Origin of the sequence: Xenorhabdus aichiensis (assembly GCF_028598775.1) — a bacterium.
Lineage (GTDB): Bacteria > Pseudomonadota > Gammaproteobacteria > Enterobacterales > Enterobacteriaceae > Xenorhabdus > Xenorhabdus bovienii.
This window is the reverse complement of the sequence record NZ_JAQRFO010000023.1, coordinates 48453-75131: the sequence shown is the minus strand read 5'-3', so window position 1 is coordinate 75131 and position 26679 is coordinate 48453. Positions and strand designations below refer to the sequence as shown.

The 26679-nt window shown below is 43.4% G+C and carries 18 protein-coding genes and 2 pseudogenes; 10 read left to right on the top strand and 10 right to left on the bottom strand.

The features are described from left to right. Positions 1 to 512 precede the first annotated feature (512 nt). From PSI22_RS11870 to PSI22_RS11845, 6 genes are all read left to right on the top strand, one after another. Positions 513 to 815: a helix-turn-helix domain-containing protein gene (locus PSI22_RS11870; RefSeq protein ID WP_273579927.1), complete on the top strand. Its 303-nt coding sequence runs from the start codon at positions 513 to 515 to the stop codon at positions 813 to 815. A gap of 224 nt (positions 816 to 1039) precedes the next feature. Beyond that, the gene (locus tag PSI22_RS11865; protein WP_273579926.1) at positions 1040 to 1210 is read left to right on the top strand and encodes a hypothetical protein; all 171 of its coding nucleotides are present in this window, start codon (positions 1040 to 1042) and stop codon (positions 1208 to 1210) included. A 539-nt stretch (positions 1211 to 1749) separates the two neighbouring features. Further along, positions 1750 to 3375, top strand: a complete 1626-nt coding sequence (locus PSI22_RS11860; RefSeq protein ID WP_273579925.1) for a glycosyl hydrolase family 18 protein — start codon at positions 1750 to 1752, stop codon at positions 3373 to 3375. Between the two features lie 92 nt (positions 3376 to 3467). Next, positions 3468 to 7022: a Tc toxin subunit A gene (locus PSI22_RS11855; protein WP_273579924.1), complete on the top strand. Its 3555-nt coding sequence runs from the start codon at positions 3468 to 3470 to the stop codon at positions 7020 to 7022. Continuing rightward, positions 7015 to 11127, top strand: coding sequence for a Tc toxin subunit A-related protein (locus tag PSI22_RS11850; protein WP_273579923.1), 4113 nt, complete (start codon positions 7015 to 7017; stop codon positions 11125 to 11127). Before PSI22_RS11855 ends, PSI22_RS11850 begins: the two co-directional genes overlap by 8 nt. 91 nt (positions 11128 to 11218) lie before the next feature. Beyond that, positions 11219 to 13096, top strand: a complete 1878-nt coding sequence (locus tag PSI22_RS11845; protein ID WP_273579922.1) for a glycosyl hydrolase family 18 protein — start codon at positions 11219 to 11221, stop codon at positions 13094 to 13096. Positions 13097 to 13109: 13 nt separating this feature from the next. Here the strand turns inward: PSI22_RS11845 and PSI22_RS11840 are convergent. Then, a pseudogene (locus tag PSI22_RS11840) lies at positions 13110 to 13241 on the bottom strand (IS5/IS1182 family transposase); the annotation flags it as partial. A gap of 270 nt (positions 13242 to 13511) precedes the next feature. Here PSI22_RS11840 and PSI22_RS11835 point away from each other — a divergent pair. Beyond that, positions 13512 to 14180 (top strand): MATE family efflux transporter, encoded by a 669-nt coding sequence (locus PSI22_RS11835; protein ID WP_273579921.1) that lies wholly within the window; start codon positions 13512 to 13514, stop codon positions 14178 to 14180. Positions 14181 to 14422: 242 nt separating this feature from the next. Here the strand turns inward: PSI22_RS11835 and PSI22_RS11830 are convergent, their stop codons facing one another. Beyond that, a complete protein-coding gene (locus tag PSI22_RS11830) occupies positions 14423 to 15145 on the bottom strand; it encodes a hypothetical protein (RefSeq protein ID WP_273579920.1) in 723 nt (240 codons plus the stop codon). Positions 15146 to 16352: 1207 nt separating this feature from the next. On the opposite strand from PSI22_RS11830, the gene PSI22_RS11825 reads away from it, so the two are divergent. Beyond that, positions 16353 to 17474, top strand: coding sequence for an ISAs1 family transposase (locus tag PSI22_RS11825; protein ID WP_273579919.1), 1122 nt, complete (start codon positions 16353 to 16355; stop codon positions 17472 to 17474). A gap of 53 nt (positions 17475 to 17527) precedes the next feature. Here PSI22_RS11825 and PSI22_RS11820 read toward each other — a convergent pair whose 3' ends face one another. After that, the gene (locus PSI22_RS11820) at positions 17528 to 17824 is read right to left on the bottom strand and encodes a hypothetical protein (protein ID WP_273579918.1); all 297 of its coding nucleotides are present in this window, start codon (positions 17822 to 17824) and stop codon (positions 17528 to 17530) included. Further along, positions 17817 to 18017, bottom strand: a complete 201-nt coding sequence (locus PSI22_RS11815) for a hypothetical protein (RefSeq protein ID WP_273579917.1) — start codon at positions 18015 to 18017, stop codon at positions 17817 to 17819. The genes PSI22_RS11820 and PSI22_RS11815 overlap by 8 nt, the downstream gene beginning before the upstream one ends. A gap of 594 nt (positions 18018 to 18611) precedes the next feature. On the opposite strand from PSI22_RS11815, the gene PSI22_RS11810 reads away from it, so the two are divergent. Further along, positions 18612 to 19076 (top strand): VapA/VapB family virulence-associated protein, encoded by a 465-nt coding sequence (locus PSI22_RS11810; protein ID WP_273579916.1) that lies wholly within the window; start codon positions 18612 to 18614, stop codon positions 19074 to 19076. Positions 19077 to 19563: 487 nt separating this feature from the next. Further along, positions 19564 to 20781 carry an MFS transporter gene (locus tag PSI22_RS11805; protein ID WP_273579915.1) on the top strand — a complete coding sequence of 406 codons (1218 nt, stop codon included), beginning with the start codon at positions 19564 to 19566 and terminating at the stop codon, positions 20779 to 20781. Positions 20782 to 20878: 97 nt separating this feature from the next. Here the strand turns inward: PSI22_RS11805 and livF are convergent, their stop codons facing one another. The 6 genes and pseudogenes from livF to PSI22_RS11775 all read right to left on the bottom strand — a co-directional run. Beyond that, entirely contained in the window at positions 20879 to 21580 is a 702-nt protein-coding gene (livF, locus tag PSI22_RS11800) for a high-affinity branched-chain amino acid ABC transporter ATP-binding protein LivF (RefSeq protein WP_273579914.1), read from the bottom strand. Between the two features lies 1 nt (position 21581). Continuing rightward, positions 21582 to 22355, bottom strand: a complete 774-nt coding sequence (gene livG / locus PSI22_RS11795; protein ID WP_273579913.1) for a high-affinity branched-chain amino acid ABC transporter ATP-binding protein LivG — start codon at positions 22353 to 22355, stop codon at positions 21582 to 21584. After that, positions 22352 to 23626, bottom strand: a complete 1275-nt coding sequence (locus PSI22_RS11790; protein WP_273579912.1) for a high-affinity branched-chain amino acid ABC transporter permease LivM — start codon at positions 23624 to 23626, stop codon at positions 22352 to 22354. Before PSI22_RS11790 ends, livG begins: the two co-directional genes overlap by 4 nt. Next, complete coding sequence (livH, locus tag PSI22_RS11785; protein WP_273579911.1) at positions 23623 to 24549, bottom strand: high-affinity branched-chain amino acid ABC transporter permease LivH; 927 nt, start codon at positions 24547 to 24549, stop codon at positions 23623 to 23625. Before livH ends, PSI22_RS11790 begins: the two co-directional genes overlap by 4 nt. Positions 24550 to 24619: 70 nt before the next feature. Beyond that, a complete protein-coding gene (locus PSI22_RS11780; protein ID WP_273579910.1) occupies positions 24620 to 25732 on the bottom strand; it encodes a branched-chain amino acid ABC transporter substrate-binding protein in 1113 nt (370 codons plus the stop codon). 528 nt (positions 25733 to 26260) lie between these two features. Further along, a pseudogene (locus PSI22_RS11775) lies at positions 26261 to 26520 on the bottom strand (ISAs1 family transposase); the annotation flags it as partial. Positions 26521 to 26679: the final 159 nt, after the last annotated feature.

Below are 26679 nucleotides of genomic sequence, written 5' to 3'. Positions count from 1 at the left end.
AGTTTCTAGTCTGAAGAAAGGTCTTAATAGAACCAATATACATCCAATAATACGCATTTAAATCTGTATTAATTAATTTTTACGGATTTTTCTTATTTATATATTTTATTTCTTTTATATTCAATATTTTAATAAATTTAAGATTACATAAATTCCCATAAGAAAAAAGTTAGGAAGCAGGTTAGTTATCCCTCGTGTAAGGAGAATAAAAATGCGGTTTAACCCGGTGACTGGTGAGGAAGTTGATAGATGCAAGGTGACATCAAAACAAAGAATGCAACTCGTGTCATAGAAGAAAGCCCTTTGCCTTGGTAAGGGTACTGTCTTTTACAACACGCTCATAAAAAAGTCATGTCATTAAAAAAACAAAGTGCATGTCTGAAAACAAAACGGCGAATCAGGTGTAACAATAGGCGCAAATGGTGAGGTAAAAGCCAAGCCATTATTCAAGCTCCAGGGCAACTATCCTTGATAACGCCATAACTTACTGATTTAAATTGAAAGGATAAGATATGGAAGAAGCTAACCTATTAGTCGGACAACGAATTCAGGCCAAAAGGAAAGAGTTGAGTATCACAGCAACGGCATTGGCGAAAAAAATTGGCATTAGCCAGCAGCAGCTTTCACGTTATGAAAGAGGAACAAACCGGATTAATATAGTTCATCTTGTTGATATTACTATATTGTTGGATACTCCAATTAGCTGGTTCTTTGAAGATTGTTATAAAGATAAAAAAGAGGGCAGCACGGTCAATAAACTCACTGATCAATATATTCCCATTGCTGAAACAGTTATAGGAAAAGATGGTCGTTAAATGGGACCAGAGAAACTCGTCAGAAGCCTGCTGTAAAGCCTGATTCAATCTGGCAAATCTGAGGCTTCTGACTCTTTTATCTACATTCTCAGGGGTTACCCATCACACCAACTATATCCGTAATAAACTGCCTGATACCTTCCCTTACATGTATCAGGTATATTCATTAATTCTAATTTTGTTTCCAAGGAAACAATGAAAGAAAAAGAGATGAAGCCATTGGGTTGGGCGCCATTCCCGTTGTTGCGGTGACAATCATTGGCGGCAGTTACAGCTATCGCATGATCCACCAGCATGTTTCCCAATTTGTCGAAGAACGAGCAACCGCAATCGGCCTTTATAGGTTGTGCCCATATCCAAACAAGCCACAAACCACACTGAAACATGCAGACTGAAAACGGATTATCGTGCCGACTATGTTAATAGTGACCACATTTTTGATAATCTCAACGAAGGCACGTTATGGCATTATGACAAATATTGTTTAATTCATTTCTAAAAGTGATTTTTATCCTATTTCTCAAATCGTAAAATAAAAAGAACATTAGCAATTTTCATTTTTTAGTATTTTTATGATTTAATTATTTAAAATAAGAAAATAATAATGCTATCCATAGTCTCATCAATGTTATCTATTCCTGTACATTCTCAAATACTCCAGATAAAAAATGACACTTCTATTTTTTACTGCCTATACATAAAAAAAATTGTTTAAATCATTTCATAAGAAAACGTATTATCTTTAGCTTAGTTTTAAATTGCTATTTATAGATTAATCACGCTCTATGTTATTAAAATGTTATTAATGAATTATATTACAGGCTTAAATCAAATAAATCATCGCCATCTGACCAACTCCATCATTTTTAACATTGATAATCACAGAGAACGTATCTGATTTTTCCAAAGATATGTAACAATAATGGAGTATAAAATGGATAACACTGAAAAAGATACAGAAAGCAAATTAGTTTATAACACCGATCCAGGATATCAACATCCAAGCCCTGTTCAGGGTTATGGCAAGGAAGCAACACAAAAAACCTATCAATTAAACGGTTATAACCCGGCAACAAGCACCGATATTTTAACCTATACCGCCACCCGCATGGCTAAGACGGTGTTTAACACCTATCACGATGATGATGAATTCAGTATCGCGTGCTACTTCACGGACTGGGCGCAATATGATGGAAGGGCAGTGGAGGCATCACCATCGGATGATGTATTCAGAACTCAAGGCGGGCGCGGTGCCGATTTGACCCGCATTAAAGGCGATTCAACCAATGGTAGCCCCTTTAAAAAATTGATATTCAGTTTTGCCGGCATCGTTGGTGATGAAGGGCCAAAGAAAACCACAATTCTGAGTGCTGCCACTAGCTGGGGATTTGGAACAGGTGAGGATTACACTGGATGGCCTATCCCAATTGACCCCTGGGCCGATGTCAGCGCTTACTTTAACTGCGGTTTCGATAGTGGGGCATTCGATCCGTACCCAACAATATATAACCAAGATAAAGCCAAAGGATTACTGGGCGGTTTCAATTCATTGAAAAAGGCCGATCCTAATCTGGAGGTTTCCGTCAGTATCGGCGGCTGGTCAATGAGTGGCGCTTTTTATGACATTTGTCGCAGTGAACCCTATCGTAAACAGTTTATTAATGGAGTCAAAGATCTATTCAGTCGTTTCTCAATGTTCAATCATATCGATATTGACTGGGAATACCCCGGCTCTGCAGGAATGGGAAATCAATTTGGTGCAGATGATTACGTCTATTATAAAAAACTGATTGAGGAATTAACGGCAGCCAATATTCCCAATTTACAAGGAATTAGTATTGCGGCTTCAGCCGATCCTAAAAAAATTGATGATGCCCATATTCCAGAGCTAATGAAAGCCGGTGTCACTGGCATCAACTTGATGACTTATGATTTCTTTACTTTGGGTGACGGTAAACTTTCTCACCATACCAATCTTTATCGCAACAAAGATGACCAACATTCCAAATATTCTATTGATGATGCCGTTCAGCATTTAATCACTCTCGGTGTTGACAAGAAAAAGATTTTCATTGGTTATGCCGGTTATACGCGCAATGCAAAAGGCGCAGACATCACCAGCAAAAGTCCGCTGCAAGGAAGTTATAACGGAGCCGGCAATGTCGTCGGCACTTTCGAATCGGCGGTTATCGAATGGACTGACATTATCTATAACTATGTTGATTTCGAAAATGGCATTGGCCGCAATGGCTATGAAATCATTCAAGATAGTGTTGCTAAGGCGGATTATCTTTATAACAAAGATCTCAAGGTCTTTATGTCATTGGATACACCTCGTTCAGTCAGAGAAAAAGCCCGCTATGTCAAAGAAAAAGGATTGGGCGGCTTATTTATTTGGTCCGGTGATCAGGATAATGGCCTATTAACCAACGCAGCCCACGAAGGTCTGGGACGTACCGTTAAGAAAAGTGTTATCGATATGTCACCGTTTTATTTCGATAACAATGATCTCCCTTCTTACGATAAACCTAAAGAACCTCAATGCAAGGACTGTGTTTAATCAACATAACGTCTGAAATACAACATCTAATGGTTATTTGATTAATGACTGTTTGATGAATATGGCCGAATAATTGAAATGGGATAATAAAAATGGACAAGAATCACGATTATTCTGATGAACAGCAGAATATGAAAAAAGTATCACCATTATTGGCGGCGGTGGCTGAAATATCATTACCTGAAATACCATCACCGGAAAAATATTCACTCACCACAATAAAACAGCACAATACCCCATCCTCTGTTTCGTTGGTAGATTCACTCAAAAATCTGGGCTATCACTCCATCTTCGATATTGTCAGGCTGTCAAAACAGCGTTTCATTAAACGCCACAATGAATCTCTTGCGGGTCATGCCGAAATCATCTTTGACAAAGCGGTGAGTATGGCTAACCAGTTGGTTCAATACTATCGGCAGAACCCGCTCAGGCAATACGATGGACAGGCGGCGGCTTTTCTGTCAACCGCCACCAATAATCAGGGCACCCGCGAACAAACAGGAAAATTGCCTGATTATAGCGGCCTGTTCCCAGAGCCGTGGGATAACTTCTGTCAGCCGGATGCCATCGAATCCCTTGATAGCCCTGCCAACTATCTGCTGGATCTGTATAAATTTATTCAGCAGATTGAAGTAGATGGCACCAATCAGGCGACGTTGCTGGCAACCAGGCGCTCGGATATTTCACAGCTGATGCTTGATAATGATGCGCTTTATAAAGAGCTTCGTGCTCTGACCATCGTGAATGATGTGCTGTCTGAAAGCGCCAGAAACTATATTGACCAGATCGGGGAAGCCAATAAACCGGTTAATCAGGTATTGGGAGAAACGCGTTTTCCCTTTACGTTGCCTTATAACTTGCCGACTCAGCAGATCAACCGAGGGCTGGCAGAAAGCAAAAACGAATTGGGTACCGTGATCCGGCAAGTCGATCCCAATTTCCCGTGGCATACTGAAATTGCCAAAAATGACCAAATTTTGCTGGCCTATTCACAGTTGAGCAATGAACAAATCAGCCTACTGACCGAAACTGCCCCTTTCTCTCAAAACCTGCTGTCACGGGATCAGCTCATCAAAGCCTATTACGGCAGTAGTACGACAGAACTGGTGCCTGACAAAGATATTTCACGGCATGCTTATATTGTTGCTCAAGATGACAGTGTTAACGGCCCGACCAAATTGGTCGAAAATTCGCCTAATGCCTACGATACGATTTCCATCATCTGCAAAAATCAGGCAAACAAAACCATCTCGGTCAAACTACGGGCAGAAAACGTTCTCACTTACTATCGCATCAAGGCAAGGATGGAGCCGTTTGACAACTCTCCGCCCTTTAGCCGCCAGTTAAAGCTGACCTATGTGGAAAGCGATAACTCAGAGATCGGTAATCTGGATGATGGCCCATACTTTGGTAATATGACCATTTATGCGGCGACCCCCAAAGAAACGCAATCAGGTGAAAATCAACCAACCGGGCAAATAGACGGCGTTGTATTTCAAGCCATGAGTTATCGTCTTGCGATTGACAAATCAGGTACACCCTCTTCCGAATTATCACCGCAGGCGAATGACTTCTTCATCAATAATTATGGTCTTTCAGAAGAAGAAAGCGCCCAACTTAAGAAGATCGCCGTTTTTGGCGACCAAACCGGAACGCAAGTTACTCACATTGAAAATCTATTTAGCAGTGGTAACTACCGTCCTATCGTTTCCCCTAATGTGCACTTTTCCAACCCGATTTTTTACAATGGACAAACCACCGCCACCTTCCCGGCCGCTTATCATTATGGCGGGGTTTACATTAATGCCGGGCAACGAGATGCTCTGGAAATCATTCGGGCGGATAACGGGCGTGAAATCAAAGCCGTATCCAACTTCCGCTATGATCGGCTGAACCGTTTTGTCCGCTTGCAGCGCTGGCTTGGGCTGCCTTACCACCAACTGGATCTTCTGCTGGCTTCCGGTATCAAGGCAGAAGCCGATAATCTGGACATGAAAATTACTGACAATGTATTGAAGCAATTGGGGCTGTTCAGGCATCTCAATATGCAATACAAAGTCACGCCAGAAATGTTTGCTGGCTGGCTGTACCAGATTACGCCATTCTCAACCAGTGACAGCGTGCCGTTCTTTGACCAGATCTTTAATCAGACCAAACTGTTTGATCAACCGCTAACGCTGGATGATGAGGTATTCAGCTACACGGCAACTCAGGGCGATGATGGCAAAACCGTTAAGCAACTTTGTGCCGGGCTGGGCATTTCCACGGTGACTTTCCAATTGATTGCTCCCATTGTTGAAAGTGCGCTCACGCCGACTCAAGATACGCTGACGGGGAAATTAAGACGTAATCTTGATGTTGTTTCCAGACTTTACCGTCTGGTCAGTATTCCACGCACTTTCGGTCTTTCCACGGAAGATGGCGTGTTCCTGATCGATATTCTGACCGGCAATCACCGCTATTTGGCACAACAACCCACTTTCACCTCAGACCCGACGCGCAAAGACGATATTCTCATCGTCATCATGAAAATGGAAGCCGTGAGCAGTTGGCTGGCGAAAACCAAAATCACGGCGGCAAAACTTTCCCTGATGTCGGGGCAAACAGTGCTGCCTGTCGTGCCAACAGACAGCATGGTGACCTTTTTTAACGGTATTGCTGCCGGCTTGTCCGATAGTGTGCTTCTGTCACCTTCTGATTTTACCCGCCCAGAACTGGCAATAATCAATTGGTGGGAATTACTGACAGCAGAGAGCGGGCTTCTGAATGCGCAAGGGCTGCTCCTGGATATTCCGCCTGAGTGGGATAAAACAGATGAAACCCAGATCAGGGAAAAGGTCAGGGCGCTGTTCAAAGAAGGAGAAGCTCCACAGGATAATGTCATCAATATCGTGGCCCAACTGCTGATTCAGGCCAAAAATGCGCAGGAAAATCTGTTATCCAGTGCGATTGCAGCGGAATATGGCGTAGAAAAAAGTTTGGTTCCCTTACAGCTTCGCTGGTTAGGCAGTAATGTTTATCTTGTTCTGGAGATGATTTTGGCGGGTATCCCTGAAACTGCCGCCGAGCTCAGTCATCAATTCATCGACTTGGCCTACAGTTTGTTAATTTATACCCAAATCATCAGTACCCTGAAAATCAATAAAAACCTACTTTTGCTACGCCTGACAAAACCAGAATGGCTCGGTTTGTCAAACAGTAAAACATCAAATTCATTGTCACTGGATGAAATCTATCTGTTGACCCGCTATCAAGACTTCGTCAACAACGCCAATCAGAACGAAGACAAGATCCATGATTATTTTTCTTACGCGAACAAGCCGCAAGCCAATGGAAAGGCCGTCAAAGACAATGATGATGAAAATGAAAAATGTGCAGAAATTCTGGCAGATATTCTGGGCTGGAACGCCGATGAAATTTATCTGGCCTGCACATTGCAAGGATTGACACCCCCGCAGGCCAAAAATTTACCCCATATCGATTGGTTACGTCGATTGCAGCAGCTTGCAGTCACGACCAACCTGTCAGTCAAAACGTTATGGGATGCCAGCACATTAACCATCAATACTGATTTCAGCCTTTACCAGAGTGTCGGTGAAGCGGTCATGGCGGCGTTAAAAGCGCAAGGAGATAACGAGAATGTCTAATTCCATCGAAGCAAAATTACAAGAAGATCTGCGTGATGCGCTCGTTGATTACTATCTTGGGCAAATTGTTCCCAAGGGAAAAGATTTCCAGTTCTATCGCGACAAAATCAAGAACGTCGATGATCTCTATGATTTTCTGCTACTGGATACGCAAGTCTCTTCGAAAGTCATCACATCGCGCGTGTCTCACGTGACCCAATCGATACAGCAATATATCAACCGTATCGTGCTCAATCTGGAACCGGGTCTTGCCATGACTCAGGAAGAAACCTATGACTGGCAGGAATTTGCCAACCGTTACGGTTACTGGTCTGCCAATCAGCAACTCAGGTTATATCCCGAAATTTATGTTGATCCTACCTTGCGGCTGACCAAAACCGAGTTTTTCTTCCAATTGGAAAGTGTGCTGAATCAGGGAAAATTGACGGATAACGTCGCTCAGAAGGCAGTTCTTGGTTACCTGAACAATTTTGAAGAAGTCAGTAATCTGGAAATTATTTCGGGTTATGAAGATGGTATTGATCTTGCCAATGACAAAACCTATTTCATTGCTAAAACCCGTACCCAGCCTTATCGCTATTTCTGGCGAACACTGGACATGAAACAGCGTAATACGGACTCGAATGAGCTGTATCCAACAGCCTGGAGCGAATGGAAACCTATCAGTGTGCCGTTAGAAAACGCCCGCAATGGCGTTGTCCGTCCGGTCATCATGAATAACCGTCTCTACATAAGCTGGTTTGAAGTTTCAAAAGAGGAAGAGAAAAAGGAAGACAACGAAAACAATACCACCATCCGATACCGCACCAAACTCAATCTGGCACATTTGGGGTTTGATGGTACATGGAGCAGCGGCACCACCGTGCGCGAAGAAGTGCTTGATTATTCTATGGATAAAATGATTGCGGTGCTTGACCGGACGGGTAAAGAAGACCGTCTGGCACTGGTGGCATTTACCCGCCGTAAGGGAATAGATGAGAAGAAAAAACCCTATGACTATGACGTAGTATTCAGTTATATCTGCGATAACATGCTGATGGCCTCCACAGATCTGCCTCCCTCAACCACGAAACTCTCTGACCAAGATGATTATGGTAACAAGCTAGTTTGGTTCTTCTTCCGTGAACCCCTCAATGGCGGCATGGACGAATTTAAGCAACTGATCCTGTATCCCGTCCATATTAATAGACAGTGGCCGATTGAGAAGGAAAGAACATTTGAGGGCTCACTGGGGAAACAGGAGGATTTCGACCTCAAAGCTGACTATTTGGAAGATTCACTGGATATGTATCTGACCTCCATCTCCACCTACAAATACGATTTCAGCCTGAGCAAAAATATCCTGTACTGCATCTGGCTGGAAGACAAAAATGAAAAAAGATGCTGGCTGGATTACAAGGTACTGACAGAGGAGGATTTTAAGCAAGGGAAAATCGAGCTTAGTGTCAGAGTCAAACGGTGTCACAGCGATGACCTCAGCGACATCACGATTGTCACCGGTTTCAGTTTGCCTAAAGCAAATACCGACGATATCGGCGGCAGAATCAGAGTCATATTGAGCGTGGGCAGGCGGGTTCGTGAAAAATTCCAGATCAAGCAAATCAAGCAAACCCAATACCTGCAATTCCCTGAAAATCCCCCCACTCCTGTTTGGTATGACGGTAAACAAATCCGCTTAAATACCCTGTTCGCCAAGGAGCTCGTCAGTAAAGCCAGCCAGAAGCTGGATCTGGTGCTCAGTTGGGATACCCAGAACCTGCCTGAAGAGTCGATTTCTGGCAGTGGCGCAGAACCCATTGACCTTAAAGGCGCCAATGGCATCTATTTCTGGGAACTGTTCTTCCACATGCCTTTCATGGTGGCATGGCGTTTCAATGTTGAGCAGCGTTATGAAGAAGCTAACCGCTGGCTCAAGTATATTTTCGATCCTTATGAAAATGAGGATGAGCCGGCTCTGAAGCAAGGAAAGCCGCGCTACTGGAATAGCCGCCCATTGATTGATGAACCGAAGAAAAACTACAGCCTGATGCAGCCGAGCGATCCCGATGCAATTGCTTCCGGTGAACCGATACATTATCGCAAAGCGATTTTCTATTTCCTGGTCAGAAACTTGATTGATGACGGTGACATGGAATACCGGAAGCTTCAACCCACGGCAAGAACCATTGCCCGTTTGAGTTATGCAACCGCCAGTTCGCTGCTTGGCCGACGCCCTGATGTACAATTGGCCAGCTTCTGGCAACCGCTGTCCCTTGAAGATGCTCTCTACCGAGATGTCAACAGTGAGCTGCGCCAACTGGAGATGCAAAGCCAGCCATTGCCCCATATTCCCGTCGTTCATGACAACACGATCCGCGCCCTTGATAATGACCTGTTCATGAAGCCAATCAATAATGAACTGACGGCGATTTGGGATCGTATGGAAAACCGGATTTACAATTTACGGCACAACCTGACGCTGGATGGCAAAGAGATCAACATGGCTCTCTATGATGAGAAGATCTCGCCACGCGACCTGATGAACCTGCGTTACCAGCGCGTAGTCACTGCCCGCAATGCCAGCCGGATGAATTTCAAAACGCCCAATTACCGTTTTGAACCGATGCTGGCACGTGCCAGATCTGGCGTTGAAACGCTGATCCAGTTTGGCGGCACCTTACTGAGCCTGCTGGAACGCAAAGACAATTTGAGCTTTGAAAAATTCCAGATGCTCCAGAATAGTGATCTCTACCGCTTCTCAATCGATCTGCAACAGCAGGAAATCAACATCAATCAAGCCAGCCTTGAGGTTTTGCAGGTCAGTAAAAAATCGGCTCAAGAGCGACATGAACACTTTAAAGGACTGTATGACGAAAATATTTCGTCAACGGAACAACAGGTGATTGAACTGCAATCCCAGTCCGCTTCTGCTCTGCTGGCGGCACAAACCCTGCGTACCGGCGCGGCAGCAATGGATATGGTACCCAATATCTTTGGGCTGGCCGTGGGAGGATCGCACTGGGGGGCTGCGTTGAATGCAGCGGCCGAAATGGTCATGATCAAACATCAATCTGACAGTATCAAAGCCGATAGCCTGAATGTGTCTGAATCATACCGCCGACGTCGTCAAGAGTGGGAAATGCAATACAAACAGGCGGAATGGGAAATCAATTCCATTGATCAGCAAATCAATGTCCAAAACCTGCAATTGACCGCGTCCATGAAACGGTTGGCACAGGTTGAGGCAGAACAGCAAAAATCGCTGGCGCTGTTGGATTACTTCTCCAGTCGCTTTACCAATGAAAGCCTGTACACATGGATGATTAGCCAACTGTCAAACCTGTACCTGCAAGCCTATGATGCCGTTTCATCGCTTTGTCTCTCCGCAGAAGCCTCATTGCAGTACGAATTGGATTCAGAGCAGACCTTTATTGAAGGCAGTAGCTGGAATGATCTCTATCAGGGGTTAATGTCTGGTGAAACACTGAAACTGGCGCTGCAAAGAATGGAACGCGCTTATGTTGAACAAAACTCACGCTTGCAAGAGATCACTAAAACCATCTCTCTCAAGGCATTGCGTAAAACAGCATGGGAAAGAGATCTTGCAACCCTGAAACAGCACTCTCCCATTACTTTTAACCTGCAAGAATCAGACTTTGCTAAAGATTACCCTAACCTTGCCAACCGCCGGATCAAATCTGTCTCGGTTTCTCTGCCCATGTTAATCGGGCCTTATGAGGACATTTGCGCCCAACTCTCTCTGGGCGTCAATACCCGCATGGTGAAAGCCGACATCCAGACAATGGAAAAGCTGGTGAAAGAAGGGATTAATGCTGATTCGCCTTATCTGGCACGCAGCATCCATCCCAACCAGCAGATTTCCTTATCCACCGGTATGAACGACAGCGGTATGTTCACACTGAATTTTGATGATGAGCGTTTCCTGCCCTTTGAAGGCGCGGGTGTCGAATCAAGTTGGACATTCGGCTTTACCAATAACTCACAAAATCTCGACAGTCTGACCGATGTGATTCTCCATGTTCGGTATACCGCAAAAATCGGCTCCTCTACATTCGGTAAAGCCGTTCAGAAATTGCTGGTAGAACAAAAAATCACGGACTCATAACCGCACAGACTCAGCTTGTTACTGGCGATTTTCATGATTAACCAGCCTCCTAAACAGGGGGCTGAACAGGAAAAATTATCGGAGTTTATTAATGACTAACAAATATACTTACACATCATCAAAAGCCATGTCCGATATCAGTGATGTTATTGGTGATCCACTCACTGCCTGGAACCAACAGGAAGGCGGACGGGTTTTTAACGTAATTTTTAACAGCAACGTTTATACCAATACTTACTGGGTCGAACGCTGGCATGTACCGGGTCAATCTGGCCAGAAAAGTTCGCCGCACAATGCCTGGCAGTACGTCCGTGCAGCAACGGCAGAAGAGATCAAAACACATGGTAATCCAACAGATGGCACAGTGAATCCGACAAAAGAGATTCCATCCCCCGTTCTGCAATCTGACCGATACACAGAAGAGACTTACGAGAAGGTGAAGTACAAACCCGATGGTTCAGGCACAAACCTCTCTTATACCGCGACCCGTGTCTGTAAACCGATGTATAACCAATATGAGCGTGATCCGGCTAGACCCAAACTTTCTGCTTACATTACGGACTGGTGTCAATATGATGCCCGCCTTGATGACAAGAATGAAAACCCCGAAGATCGCGGCAGAGGGTTTGATCTATCGACGATTGACCCGACCACTTACGACAAATTGATTTTCAGCTTCTTGGGTATTTGTGGCGACATTGGCGTCAAGAAAGAAAAAGTTAATGAAGTCTGGAAAGGTTGGAATTCCCAAACTGACCAAAAAATCACCGAAGGCCATCTTGTGCCACTGGATCCTTACGGCGATTTAGGTACCGCCCGCAACGTAGGCCTGCCTGAATCGAGCAAAAATACTTCAATTAATGCGGGGACTTTTTTGCCCTATTATCAGCAGAATAAAGCGGCTGGTTTGCTGGGAGGATTACGGGAATTACAAAAGCGCGCGCGGGCAGTAGGACACAAACTTGAGCTGGCATTCAGTATCGGGGGCTGGAGTCTGTCTAGTTATTTCTCCAAGATGGCCGAAGATAAAGACCAACGCACCGTTTTCATCAACAGCGTGGTTGATTTTTTCGAACGCTTTCCGATGTTCAGTTGCGTTGACATTGACTGGGAATACCCGGGTGCTGCGGGGGATGAACACAATATTATCAGTGAAGACGACGGCAAAAATTATGCCTTGCTGGTTAAAGAGCTGAGAACGGCACTGGATAATCGGTTCGGCATAGGCAGTAAAGAAATATCTATTGCCTGTAGTGGGGTAAAAGCCAAACTTGCTAAGTCAAATATCGCTGAATTGGTTAAAAATGGGCTGGATAATATCTTCCTGATGAGTTACGACTTTTTTGGCACCGGATGGGCCGCCTATATCGGACATCATTCCAACCTCTATTCCCCTAACGAGCCCGATCCTAGTGGAGAATATGATCTTTCGGCAGAAGCCGCGATTAATTACCTGCATCAGGATCTGGGTATTCCTCTGAGTATAATTAACTTGGGTTATGCCAACTATGGACGTGCGGGTAAAGGTGCCAATCTGGAAACGCGTTTGTACGATAAGCTGGGTGATGCTCTGGGCACAATGGAAAAAGGTGCGCCGGAATTTTTCGATATTGTCAATAACTACATGGATAGTGAACATACGCTGAGTACGGGAAAAAATGAGTTTGTACTGATGACTGATACCAATGCTGATGCGGATTTCCTGTTCAGTGAAAAACAGGGGCATTTCATCTCACTGGATACTCCCCGCACGGTGAAACAAAAAGGAGAATATGTCACCGAGCATCAACTGGGAGGGATCTTTTCCTGGTCTGGTGATCAGGATTGCGGTCTGTTGGCCAATGCCGCCAGAGAAGGTATGGGATATATCGCCAAATCTAATCATGAAACTATCGATATGGGGCCGTTGTATAATCCGGGGCAACCCTACTATTTAAAATCGCTCCGTGAATTGAAATCTTCGCGCTAGACCTTGATTCATTGATAAACGCCAGTACCAACATGCTGGCGTAATTCCGTTCTAATTTATCGTATCTTGTTGTGATTGCTCTAAAATATTTAATTCTGGCAAATGCATTTGCCACTAAGTGCTGGTAACGATATAAACCTTTATCAATATGCTTATCGGATTGTGTGAGCCACCAGAGGTTACGTATGAAAATATTTAGTGGATAATTCCTTCATTTTTAGAGGGGTGCAGATGAAAGAATTAGTGGGGGTCTTTTCTGATTTTCCAGATCCACGTTATCAGGGAAAGGTTAAACACCCAGGGGTTACGCATGAAATTTTAGTAGGCTAAAATTTCATGCGTAACCCCTGACCTGCATCGCAACTACAAACGCTATCCAATCTTTACCCGATTAACCCGCAAAGATTTAGCCACCATGCCAGAATTACTTAAAATTGGTATACCTACAGCGGGAACACTGGGTCTGGAAAATAGTTTGTTTAATGGCTGTGCCTGGCTAATGGGAGCTTTAGGCGCTATCACGCTAGCGGCTCATCAAAGCCTCATGCAATTGGTCATCACAAGTTTTACTGTGCCACTAGGGCTGATGTATGCGGTTTCCATGCGTGCTGGGCAAGCTTCAGGTGCGGGAAACTGGCATAAAGTACATAGCTTATCCTGGATTGGAAACACTCTAATTCTATTATGGTCATTATTTACCATCACTGCCTTACTGCTGATCCCAAATGAATTATTGTCCCTTTTCCTACCTTCAGATGTAAATCAGGCAACCGAAGCCAAAAATATCGCATTAATGTTGGTGCCGTTTGCCGCCCTACTGTGCCTGCTGGATGGTTGGCAAACAATGGTATGTGGACTTCTCCGTGCTTTGAAGGATGCTCAAATTACAGTTATTATTTCTGGAGTGAGTTATTGGGGGATCGGGCTTCCACTTGCATGGTGGCTCTCGCAGTCTTCTCTCGGCCCTGATGGTGTCTGGTGGGGAATGTGTTCCGGGCTGTTCATCGCTTGTTTTATAATGCAGATTAGATTGCAAATGCTATTACGGCAACGCATGCATATTTCTACTAAATTAGAAATATAGAAATTTATTTATACATTGATAATGCGATTCTATTTCTTGTACGACAGTGAAGGAATCTTCAGGATAAATTTTTCTCAATGGGCCGCACACAGGCGGCCACAGATTATTGGCAAAATTACAGATATAATATCTTGTTTTATATCATAAATAATCAAATATTTTGTGTGGGTTTTTTCCGAATTCTGTCGGTCATATCGGAAAACAGGTTTTATTTAAACTGGGACTTAAATAGCCGCTCGAATTTATTTTACTTTATCTAATAGTTTCGGCCTGTCACCCGAAAAGTCCATCCAAGGATTGGTATTCAGCATTTCTGAATGGGCTACGCTGGGATCCTCATAACGCATCACAAATGTTTCCGGACCATGTGCGTATGCCACCAGTAAACCTTGCTCCGCATTAATGAAACCACCATGAGGGCCCAATCCCGGATAGCTGAGGCGTATAGCCTGATCGTTTGGTCCAACTTCATTAACTAACACGTTAGCAGTCACTCCATTGTTCAGAACAAAGAACCAATTTAATGGGCCGCCTGAAATCACAGTCATTACTTCGTCAATTCCGGAGCCATCTTCAGAAGAATTTACATGCAGTCGACCAAATTTACTCAGTACGTACTTTTTCGTTTCATCTGTCATTTCTTTCATATCGTAAACTTTTGGATAAGGGGGAACATCTACTTCTGTAGTAGATAAATAGCCACCGCGATTAACTGCTGGAGTTCGCCCAGCAAGCCGGATTTGCTCCAGAAAATCTGCACGGTTTAAATTAAAGATGGAAATAAGTTTTTTCTTCTCTTCATCGTTAGTTGCACGGGTTTTTGATACTTTGATAATAGGTTTAGCTTCTTCTGGGATAGATACCAAACTAATCCGCACGCCAACTTCACGCAGAATTGCATTGGCATTATCAACACCAACAACGTCATTACGTCCATCACTGAATTTTATACTTACGCTACTCATATTAAGCTTCCTCATTTAGGTTGTTTTTTAAACAAATCTCTATACCCAATGGATTTCAAAGTGCAGCGCGACGGCAAGAGAACAGATCCCCAGGAGCATAGGCCACTATGTGACTGGGGTGAGTGAACGTAGCCAACAAAGCTGCAACTTGAAAGACGACAGGCATATAATTCAATTGTAATGCCTACTATTTATAAAACACAAAAAACAAAATCATCTTTCTGTTAAACATCAAAATAAATAAAAAAATAATATTTACTACAATTCATATATTTTTATTAAAAGCAACAAAAATTAATGTAGTATCTATTTCATATAGAGATTTTTAAATAATACTTGTGCATTAGAATAAATCTAATCAATGCTATCATGGCAACCATTAATTAGCAGTCGTAAACTATTTTTGAGTAAACTGAGGTACTCAATTTTATCAATAATGATAATTGTCATACATTATTCAATTTATCTTCAACAAAATGTCTGTAGAAAAGAATAGTCATAGAAAAAATTCTTCACTTTAGTTTGTGATAAATATATTTCATTAATAAAATATTAAAAATCAGTTATGCTTATATACTAAACAAACCTGAAATGCATAGCAGACTATTTTTATTAAATTTATTTTAAGTAAAATGGGTATAGGTACTATTCATCAAATCAATAATGTTACTAAGTGTCGTAAATGAGGTTTCAGGCGTTATCAGGTTTATAGTCTTTCGTCGGTATAACATACCAAATGATCATTAGCCAGATACCAACCGACTGCTGTAATAGGGTCATATAATGTCAATCCCTGCCAAGGCTATGAACATAGATTAAAACCATTAGATTACCGTCAATATCATGAGTAAGATATAAACGTGGGTAGCAATCACGTGGATTTACAACGGTAGCTTCAAGACCAGAGTAAAATAACTCATTCATATGATGGTTTCGACTCCAACGTCTTCGACGATTCCGTTCGTATTCAATAAAATTATTAATACGATCAACTGTTGTGAATGGATGAGGCATAAAATACCCTTATAAACACTATAGATACTTATGAATAAGGGTAATTTAGCTTTATAAAAAATGTAACGACTTTTCTCTTGCATAAGTTGTTCATTCCCCGCACAAATCCGCACACCTCTCAAAGGATCTCACCCCCAGGGGTTACACATGAAAATATTTAGTGGATAATTCCTTCATTTTTAGAGGGGTGCAGATGAAAGAATTAATGGGGGTCTTTTCTGATTTTCCAGATCCACGTTGTCAGGGAAAGGTTAAACACCGTTTTATTGATATCTTAGTGATCGCGGTATGCGCTGTCATTGCCGGGGCTAACGTCTGGACCGATATTGAACAGTACGGCCAGCTAAAAAAGGATTGGCTGGGTTCATTTCTTCTGCTCAAAGGCGGTATTCCGTCACATGATACTTTCCGGCGCTGTTTTAGTTTATTAAATCCCGGCCTCTTTGAACGTCATTTTTATCAGTGGATTTCTCGTGACGTCTCTTCAGAAAAGCGAACGATCATTGCGATTGATGGTAAAAGTTTACGCCATTCGTTTGATAAGAAAATTGAACAAAGCCCACTACATGTGGTGAGTGCATTCTCGGTTGAGAAAGGACTCAGCTTATGTCAGTGTGCAGTAGACGGAAAATCAAACGAAATTAAGGCCATCCCCGCATTATTATCGATGCTTTCATTGAAAGGACATCTCGTGACGATTGATGCGATGGGTTGCCAACGCACGATTGCTCAGCAATTACGTGAGAGTGAAGCCGATTATATTTTGTCGCTTAAAGGCAATCAGGGAAAAACTTTTTCGGAAGCTGTTAATTATTTTCAACAGCAACAGATAACCCAAAAACCTTACCTTAAACCTGACTATGATGAATTCGATGATAATCATGGACGTACCGTCAGACGACGTGGATGGGTTCTGCCGCTGACATCAGAAACAAAATACCTAAGTTCTTGGCCAAATATTCAGGCCCTTCTGGTAACGGAAACGATACGGCAAGAACACGACTCTGACACGGTGACCTCTGATTTTCGTTATTATTTAAGTAGTTGCCATGATTCTTCCACCTTTCAACTAGGTGCCATAAGAAAACATTGGGCTATAGAGAATAGTTTACATTGGGTACTGGATGTCACTTTTCGAGAAGATGACTCACGGATGAGAGAGCGGATCGCCACAAGAGTATTTGCCCAATTACGTAAAATGGCACTCAATATCGTTAAACGAGATACCAACAGTAAACTGAGTTTAAGTGCCCGAAGGAAATCGGCCGGGTGGGATAATGGCTATATGGAAGCGCTGTTATTTAATCAATTTTAGCCTACTAAAATTTCATGCGTAACCCCTGTGTGAGCCACTTAATTGAATTATATCTATCGATTGAAGTTGGTCATAAAATCAGATTCATAATCATTGTCACAGAAAGACAAATTCAACGCTGAAACGATTTTATCCGTATTCTCTTCTGAGATATGTAGCAGCCCTATGCAACGGTCAAAATGGGATTTATTGCTGTTCATCATATCGACAGATTCCCGATATTCATCAAGCAGCATGACAATCGCTGTACCGCCTGCAAAATAACATTCAGCATCTTCGATAAAATCGGCATCAAGGGATTCAAGAATACGCGCTATCTTGGCGTGATGTTCCAGCCGGTATTTATACATTTAAAATACCGCCGCCGTATTCTTTTACCAATTTATCGATTAGCGCCTTCTCATGCGGTTCCAGCGCCTCTGGCTCTACATATTTCCAGTTGCGCTCATAAAAGGCTAAAGCTTCCCTTTCATCTAATTCAGCGTCATCTTTTAGATACCATGCGATCTGCTTCATTTGAGGATAATCAGCAACGTGCAACATAATTTCCTCCGTTAGGTTCTAATGTGCATATGTACGTAGTATAGCGCTTTTTATCAGCAACATCCAACACTGGATAAATACGTAATTAACTGATATTAAACATAATAGTCTATATTACAAAGAGCCAGATTCAACCTACTTTATTCGCTAAGTCGTTTGTTCAAATCGCGCAGCAAGACTCTGTAAATGAACTGCCAGCCTTCACCATACACCTTGCCATAGTCCAGCGTGGGCAATCCCACACATTGCCTGATATAACGTTGCAAAAAGTGGGCTAACTTATGCGTAATAATACCTATTATTTATTATAATTACTTGAAAATATTTTCTTGTGTACTAGACTTTAAAGTAGAAGCTGATCCATCAATTTATAATAATGTTGGAATAGCTTTTAGTTTGTAGCATATCGCCTTAAAAAAAGACGAATATGACAGAATTATTTTACATAAAAATAAAAATCAATTTCTATCACCAAAATAACTAAATTTTATTTCTAATAAATCTATAAATTATGCTTCTATTATATTATTCCAAATGAAAATAGATATTTAATATCCTGATAACTTTTTATTCCTTATACTAAGGGTGAATTTTATGAAAGATACTAAATTGGTATTGCCAGATGAACTTAAAGCTGAGGCTATAAAGGCTTTCTGTGATTCAATGAGTGGTAAAAGTTCATCTAAAAATATTGATAAAACAATCAAAATGATGTTCGATAAAAATGATGAATATTTGTTTGGTGCATCAGTATCTATAATAAGTGAAATCATTCATTATCATGTCACGGCAACACTTGACGATGGTACCAAAAAATTTTCGGGAGGAGCTTGGGGAGCAAGTACAGCAGGTTACGCAGATTATTGGTCGGGGACTGTAACGACTGCAAATCCTCCTGATCTTTTTGCGAAAACAGTTCATTTTTGGGCCTATACATGGACATTTGCGGGTAAACTTATATTTCAGGATAGTAACTATTATCCGTTGGGAGGCTTTATGGGAAAGGGAGCTGGCACCCTTACAGGCCTAGCTAAGGGCGATGGTGATTGGAATCCGTGATTAAGCAGTCACTTTTTTAATCATAATTTGATAACGTCTAAATTAAATTTACAGGGTGATTGTTAAAATCTCATAATCACCCTGGATTTTTATTTATCCACATATCCAATAAGTTAATTGGCCATTGTACGACAGATCAATTTAATAAATCAGCAATGCTAATATTCTGGATTTCAATCTCATGCAAAAACTCAATAATATCGCCATGACATCAATTAAAGTTTCAATCGTAGAATATTAACAATCAATTATTTAACTTAAATTAACTATCACATTAAGTAAAAAATAGTTATTACAGCACCGATAAATCCGCCTATAGCAGTAACAAACTGAAAATTCATAGTAATAATTATGTTTATTTGTAATATTAAAGATTCAAATGGCTTATGATGACTGCCCATTCCCAAATTTTATTGATATTGCTAAGATCAATAAAATTACAGGAAACTTCTTAGAAATTCTGTCTCAATTAGGTAAAGATTAGCTGATGAGTGAATTTTCTTCATTAATAAAAAAACTGCCTTTTTCAGTAAAGGCATTATTATGTTGCAGTTTCCTTCGTGCAGTAAGTTTTTTTGCTCTGATCCCATTTTGGCCGATCTTTCTTCATGAAGGCTGGGGGCTCTCTCAAGATAGCTTAGGCTTCGTGCTCGGCTCTACAATGCTGATTGCCGAGTTAATCAGTCTTTATGGGGGGTTTTTAGCAGACCGCTACGACAAGCTGTGGTTGATTATCTCTCTCGACACCATAGTCGTCGTCCTCTACATCATTCTGACTATGGTCGGAAATCTGGGTTTGATAGTGCTCCTCTTTGTCTTGGCAACAAGTGCATCATCATCTATTGGGGTTGCAGGTAATGCATTATTAACGGATCTTCTGGAATCGGGTTTGCGCACTAAAGTCATTTCACTGCGGTACGCAATCCAAAATATTGGTGGTGCTCTGGGCCCCGCTCTTGGTGCGTGGGCTGCACTAGGACATAGCCGTGGGCCGCTTGTTGTGGCTGCTATTGCTATCGGGTTATCTTTATTAATATTGTTTATGACACGGCGTTCCTTTAACGCTGTGGATGCGGCTTCTTCCGAAGAAAAATCTAACCTGAACTTTGCCCCGACTATAAAAATATTAATCCGGGATCGTCAGCTAATGTTGTTTCTGGCAGGTGGCATCCTGAGTATGACGGTTTATGGGCCATTGCTCACCTATCTTCCGCAATACCTGAGCACACTCGAATTTACAGCATCAGAGGCTTATCAGAAGGTAGCTATGGCAGCGACTGTCAACTCTGTCGTTGTTATTGCATTACAGTACTATCTCGGGGGCCGCGTCACCACTAAACACCTGTTGGCATGGATTAATGTGGGAACAATAGCATTAATTATCGGTCTCCTCGGACTGGCATCAAGCTCCCTGCTTATCGTCTGGATGATTGCAGTGACAATCTTCACTCTCGGTGAAATCATACTTCTTCCAGCAGAATATGCAGCTATCGAGCAACTCGCCCCAAAACACCTCCGCGGCAGCTACTTCGGTGCCCAAAATCTCGTATATCTTGGACTGGCTCTCGGCCCCATAGTATGCGGCATCGTGCTCACCTATATGGTACCTGTAGCCATGTTCTTTTTCTTAATCGGCATTGCACTGATCAGCTTGATTTTTTATTACCTTGCTTTCCGCAGGATGAACAAAAAACAAAGTGACTAATCCATCGGACAATCCACCCATAGATGAGCGAGACAATCTGTTTTTTTTGGTTCCAGTTAGCGGGGACAAGTTCGTTGAGGGAAATCTTTTCTGGCAATTATCCGCCAAGATAAGCACTCCGAACGGCTTCATTGGCTAACAGCGCGGCTCCGCGGTCTTCCAGAACAATATGACCATTTTCCAGCACATAGCCGCGATCGGCCAATTTCAATGCCTGATTAGCATTCTGTTCAACCAGAAAAATCGTCATACCTTCATCGCGCAATTGCTGGATGGTGTCAAAAATCTGCATGATGATAATCGGCGCCAATCCCAATGAGGGTTCATCCAGCAATAGTAATTGAGGCTGGCTCATCAACGCCCGGCCAATCGCCAGCATCTGCTGTTCACCACCAGACATCGTACCTGAACGCTGGCTGCGCCGCTCAAGTAAACGGGGGAAGAGCTGGTAAACCCGGGTGATACGTTCATGGTATTGCTGCTTATTCGCAAAAAATCCCCCCATCGCCAGATTTTCTTCTACTGTCATGCGGGCAAATACCCGCCGCCCTTCCGGTACGATGGCAATCGCTTCACGCATGATACGTGCCGTCTGCCATTGAGTAATCTCGTTGCCCCGAAAGATAATGCCGCCTTCCGTTGCCCTTGGATCACCACACAAAGTACTGAGCAGAGTGGTTTTTCCTGCCCCATTGGTGCCAATCAGGGTGACGATTTCCCCTTGCTGAATGTTCAGGCTGACTTGGTGCAGCGCCTGTATTTTGCCGTAATGAGCAGATACTTGATTAAACTCCAACATGTTAATAGGCCTCACCCAAATAGGCTTTAATCACTTCCGGGTTATGACGGATCTCTTCCGGACGCCCTTGTGCCAAGGGTGCGCCCTGATTCACAACGTAAATACGATCTGAAATTCCCATCACCAGTTTCATATCATGCTCAATCAGCAAAATAGCAACCTGATACTGCGTTCTTAATTCTACAATTAAGGCATCCAACGCTTCCGTCTCTTTCGGGTTAAGTCCTGCGGCGGGTTCATCCAGCATTAATATTTCCGGGCGTGTCACCATACAACGGGCTATCTCCAAACGGCGCTGCTGCCCATAAGCCAGATTGCCCGCCTGACGGTTTGCCAGTGGCAGCAATCCAACCCGTTCCAGCCAGATAGCTGCGCTGTTGAGCGCCTCAGCTTCCGCCCGTCGGAATGCCGATGTTTTCAATAAACCCGCAAAAATGTTGTTTTTGAGAAATCGATGTTGGGCAACCAACAGATTTTCAATCACGGTCATTTCACGAAACAGCCTGACATGCTGAAAGGTGCGGATAACGCCCAACCGGGCAATTTCTTGCCCAGACAAGCCTTCGAGGTGTTTTTCCCGCAGTTTTATCATGCCGCGGGTTGGCCGGTAAAAACCGGTCAGGCAATTGAATATCGTGGTCTTTCCTGCCCCATTGGGACCAATCAAAGAAACGATTTCACCTTGGTTCAAGGCCAGCTCTACGTTATCAACTGCGAGCAAACCACCGAAGCGCATGGTCAGCCCTGAGACCTGTAATAAAGGGGTCGCATTCATGCTTTGTCGCCTCTCTGTTCAGTACTTAATTCAAGCTGACGACGTTTCATCGGCAATAATCCCTGTGGCCGCCAGATCATCATCAACACCATCAAAGCACCCAGCAGCAACATGCTGTATTCGTTCAAATCACGCATCATTTCACGGGAAACTACCAAGATGATGGCAGACAGGATCACCGCGGTCTGAGATCCCATTCCTCCCAGCACAACAACCGCCAGAACAAAAGCAGATTCAGCAAAAGTAAAAGATTCTGGGCTGATGAAGCCCTGTCTGGCTGCAAATAAGGTGCCAGCAATGCCAGCAAAAGCCGCGCTGATAGTAAATGCAGTCAGTTTAATGCGCGTCGGGCTAAGCCCCAGTGAACGGCAGGCAATTTCATCTTCACGCAGGGCTTCCCAAGCCCGTCCCAATGGCATCCGCAACAGGCGATGAATGACAAGCAGCGTCATTACCACCAGTAGCAAAGCCACCAAGTAGAGGAAAATGATCCGGTCACTGGGGTCGTATTTCAACCCAAAGAAATTATGGAAGGTATCCCAGCCGCCCTCTTTGACACTACGGTTAAATTCTAATCCGAATAGGGTAGGTTTAGGAATTTGGCTTATGCCGTTTGGCCCACCGGTGATTTCTGTGTTGTTCAGCAATAGGATACGGACGATTTCCCCAAAGCCCAGTGTGACAATCGCCAGATAATCTCCCCGCAATCGCAGAACCGGAAAACCCAGCAGCAACCCGAACAATGCCGCAGTCAAACCCGCCAGTGGCAGGCTCTGCCAGAATCCCAAACCGTAATAGTGGTTCAATAACGCATAGGTATAAGCCCCAATCGCATAAAAACCGGCATAGCCCAATACCAATAACCCTGACAGACCGACCACAACATTCAGCCCCAAGCCGAGCATGACATAAATCAGGGTCAGCGTGGCAATATCGACGCTACCGCGCGAAACCACAAAAGGCCAAATAATGGCGGCAGCAACAATGAGTACTACCAGTAATTGCTGTTTTCGGGTTGATCCATCCAAATCAGCTAACTTCCGGCTTTTTGACGGGATCTTCTGTACTGCCTGCTGGATCATGGGACGACATAATTGAAATAGAAAAACGATCGCACAACCTACGGCAATCCACATCCAGCGCACTTCGTCAGCACGCTGCACCACAAGTTTTGTGCCTTGCAGGGACAATTGCATGCCCATCATGAAAGCCGCCAAGATAAACAGCGTTACCGTAGCAATAATCGCATTAATCCAGTTGGCTGTTTTCATACTTTTTCTACCTCCGGACGGCCTAAAATTCCGGTCGGCATCACCAACAGCACGCCAATCAGTAAAGCGAATGACACGACATCTTTATATTCCGTACTTAAGTAAGCTGAGGTCAGTGCTTCCGATACACCAAGGATCAATCCCCCCAGCATCGCTCCCGGAATACTGCCGATACCGCCCAGCACAGCCGCAGTAAAGGCTTTCATCCCTGCCATAAAGCCGATATAAGGATTAATCACACCATAGAACTGCCCCAGCAACACCCCTGCCACCGCCGCCATTGCTGCACCAATGACAAAAGTCATGGAAATCACGCGATCAGTATTAATGCCCAGCAAACTCGCCATTTTCAGATCTTCAGCACAGGCACGGCAGGCTCGTCCCATGCGGGAGTAGCGGATAAACAATGTCAGTGCCAACATAGCTACGATTGTGACGATCCAGATGGTTAGCTGCATTGCGGTCACACTGGCAGCAAAACCGTTACTTTCTCCTAATGTCCACTGCCCGCTGATCAAACCGGGCAGTGCCAGATCACGGGAGCCCTGCGAAAGGCTGACGTAATTTTGCAGAAATATCGACATACCGATGGCAGAGATCAGGGCAATCAAACGCTTGGAATGACGCACAGGCCGATAGGCGACGCGTTCAATGCTCCAGCCATAGGCGCTCGCAATGATGATCGAAGCCAAAAATGCCGTCGCGATCAGCAACCAGCCGACATCAATACCCATCATCATCAGGGCGGCAATCACAATAAAAGAGAGGTAACTGCCTATCATATAAACTTCACCGTGGGCAAAGTTGATCATTCCGATAATGCCATAAACCATAGTGTAACCGATGGCAATCAACGCATAGGTACTGCCAAGAGTCAGGCCGTTCAGCATCTGCTGAATAAAATAAAGAATGTGTTCTGACATAAGACATCTCTCTGAAAAATCGCCCCTGCGCCAAGACAGGGGCTAAAGGCGATGTAAAAGCCTATTCTTTTTATTTTGCTGCTGTGGATGTCCCGTCGGCATGCCACTCAAATACACCAAATTCGAAGCCTTTCAGGTCACCTTTTGCATCCCAGCTCAGGTTCCCCATTGCGGTATCAACGGGATTAGCTTTCAAATCTGCCGCCAATTCAGCGGGTTCGGTGCTGCCAGTGCGTTTCATGGCTGTACTCAGAGATTGCAAGGCAGCATAAGTTGTCCAGACAAACGGGCCGGTTGGATCTTGTTTTTTCGTCTTGATGGCATCAACGATAGCTTTGTTCGCCGGAACCTGATCGTAACGTTTTGGCAGTGTTACCAACATGCCTTCCGACGCAGCTCCAGCAATATTGGACAGTGACGTGTTGCCCACGCCCTCCGGCCCCATAAAACGGGCTGTCAAACCTGCTTGTTTTGCCTGACGCAGGATTTGCCCCATTTCAGGGTAGTAACCACCGAAGTAAACAAAATCAACGTTCTCTTTTTTCAGGCGGGCAACCAGTGCCGAGAAATCTTTATCGCCCGCAGTCACGCCCTCAAACAAAACGGCAGTGATACCGGCTTTTTTCAGACTATCGCGCACGGAACGCGCCAGCCCTTCTCCGTATTGTTGTTTGTCATGAACGATAGCCAGACGCTGTGGTTTGATACTATTGCCAATAAATGTAGCGGCAGTCGGTCCCTGATCAGAATCCAGCCCCGTGGTACGCAGGATCGTCTGATAGCCACGGGTTGTCAGATCGGCATTGGTTGCCGCTGGAGTGATCATCATCACGCCTTCATCTTCATAAATATCAGAAGCGGGCTGTGTCGAGGAAGAACATAGATGGCCGATGACATAACGGATATTGTCGTTAATAATTTTGTTCGCGACTGCAACGGCTTGTTTCGGGTCACAGGCATCATCGTATTCCACACCGACCAACTTATCGCCATTGATACCGCCTTTGGCATTGATATCTGCAATAGCCTGACGTGCTCCTGTAAATTGCATATCGCCATATTGCGCCACCGGCCCCGACATCGCTCCCACGACTGCGACTTTGATCTCTTTTGCCCACACAGACTGGCTCATCGCCATTGCGATAAAACCGGCCAAAACTGTTTTCGTTTTTGATGCCTTCATCTGGTTATCCCCGCTTTATGATTAGTTTGTTGTGTTTATTTTTTTAGATGTTTCATTATCTTAGGCGGATAAATGTTGTTTCTTGCCAGTGATGAATGAATCATGGTTTTTTATTAATAAGATTTTATTTATCATGATATTAAACAGGAGTTTTATCCTGTAAATCAAATCAATGAGGCAGTAAAAAGCATTAATAACAGAATAAAATAAGGGGGTAATTGCTTGTGTTTTGCTCAAAGAATGGTGTGATGTGCTACTAATATGTGATAGGCCCAATTTTTAACTCGGAAAATTCATGCTGTTAAAAATATTTTTCCAATAATTTTGGAAAAATTGATATAACTTACCGAAATAGTTAAATTTATCCAATTTATACAGTAGATTATAGAAAATTAACAATTAAACACGCTATGATTTCATTCACTCTGAATATTATATCTTCGTTTGTATTAATTCCCTGAATACTCCCGATATGATTGCCAAGCAGGCTTTCAATAATCATTGGAATACCTATGAGAAAAGTTATATACGTTTTTGCGTTGTTTCCAGTTTGGCTAAATTTAATGCCAAGCGCCTGATGATAGCCAGAGATTCAGCCTCATTCCTGTCATGAACTCGACATACATCTTCTTGATAAACCACATCAGTGTCCAATGAAGACTATTTTCAACGCGCCAGTGCTCACGGATTGATGCACCAATAAATTCAGGAGCGATGTCAGGCGAAGACGGATAAAAAGACGTATCCACCGTATTTAATTTCTTATCTTTCCGATGCCTTCTTATAGACCATCAAAATAAAATAATAACTAGGGTGGTTCCTTCCTTCTTCACCATAAGAAGATTTCGAGATATTATAAACCAATTCTGATTCTCCCAATCTAAAATCAGGTAATAGAAAACTATAAATCATCTTTATTTTTTCTTTTTTTTAAAAATTGGACTAAT

What these genes read in the sequence shown, in the direction of transcription:
- PSI22_RS11805 (WP_273579915.1), top strand. Translation starts at nt 19,564, where the DNA reads ATGAGTGAATTTTCTTCATTAATAAAAAAACTGCCTTTTTCAGTAAAG.
- PSI22_RS11820 (WP_273579918.1), bottom strand. Translation starts at nt 17,824, where the DNA reads ATGTATAAATACCGGCTGGAACATCACGCCAAGATAGCGCGTATTCTT.
- PSI22_RS11825 (WP_273579919.1), top strand. Translation starts at nt 16,353, where the DNA reads ATGAAAGAATTAATGGGGGTCTTTTCTGATTTTCCAGATCCACGTTGT.
- PSI22_RS11870 (WP_273579927.1), top strand. Translation starts at nt 513, where the DNA reads ATGGAAGAAGCTAACCTATTAGTCGGACAACGAATTCAGGCCAAAAGG.
- PSI22_RS11830 (WP_273579920.1), bottom strand. Translation starts at nt 15,145, where the DNA reads ATGAGTAGCGTAAGTATAAAATTCAGTGATGGACGTAATGACGTTGTT.
- livF (WP_273579914.1), bottom strand. Translation starts at nt 21,580, where the DNA reads ATGTTGGAGTTTAATCAAGTATCTGCTCATTACGGCAAAATACAGGCG.
- livH (WP_273579911.1), bottom strand. Translation starts at nt 24,549, where the DNA reads ATGTCAGAACACATTCTTTATTTTATTCAGCAGATGCTGAACGGCCTG.
- PSI22_RS11845 (WP_273579922.1), top strand. Translation starts at nt 11,219, where the DNA reads ATGACTAACAAATATACTTACACATCATCAAAAGCCATGTCCGATATC.
- PSI22_RS11850 (WP_273579923.1), top strand. Translation starts at nt 7,015, where the DNA reads ATGTCTAATTCCATCGAAGCAAAATTACAAGAAGATCTGCGTGATGCG.
- livG (WP_273579913.1), bottom strand. Translation starts at nt 22,355, where the DNA reads ATGAATGCGACCCCTTTATTACAGGTCTCAGGGCTGACCATGCGCTTC.
- PSI22_RS11860 (WP_273579925.1), top strand. Translation starts at nt 1,750, where the DNA reads ATGGATAACACTGAAAAAGATACAGAAAGCAAATTAGTTTATAACACC.
- PSI22_RS11810 (WP_273579916.1), top strand. Translation starts at nt 18,612, where the DNA reads ATGAAAGATACTAAATTGGTATTGCCAGATGAACTTAAAGCTGAGGCT.
- PSI22_RS11815 (WP_273579917.1), bottom strand. Translation starts at nt 18,017, where the DNA reads ATGTTGCACGTTGCTGATTATCCTCAAATGAAGCAGATCGCATGGTAT.
- PSI22_RS11855 (WP_273579924.1), top strand. Translation starts at nt 3,468, where the DNA reads ATGGACAAGAATCACGATTATTCTGATGAACAGCAGAATATGAAAAAA.
- PSI22_RS11780 (WP_273579910.1), bottom strand. Translation starts at nt 25,732, where the DNA reads ATGAAGGCATCAAAAACGAAAACAGTTTTGGCCGGTTTTATCGCAATG.
- PSI22_RS11835 (WP_273579921.1), top strand. Translation starts at nt 13,512, where the DNA reads ATGCCAGAATTACTTAAAATTGGTATACCTACAGCGGGAACACTGGGT.
- PSI22_RS11790 (WP_273579912.1), bottom strand. Translation starts at nt 23,626, where the DNA reads ATGAAAACAGCCAACTGGATTAATGCGATTATTGCTACGGTAACGCTG.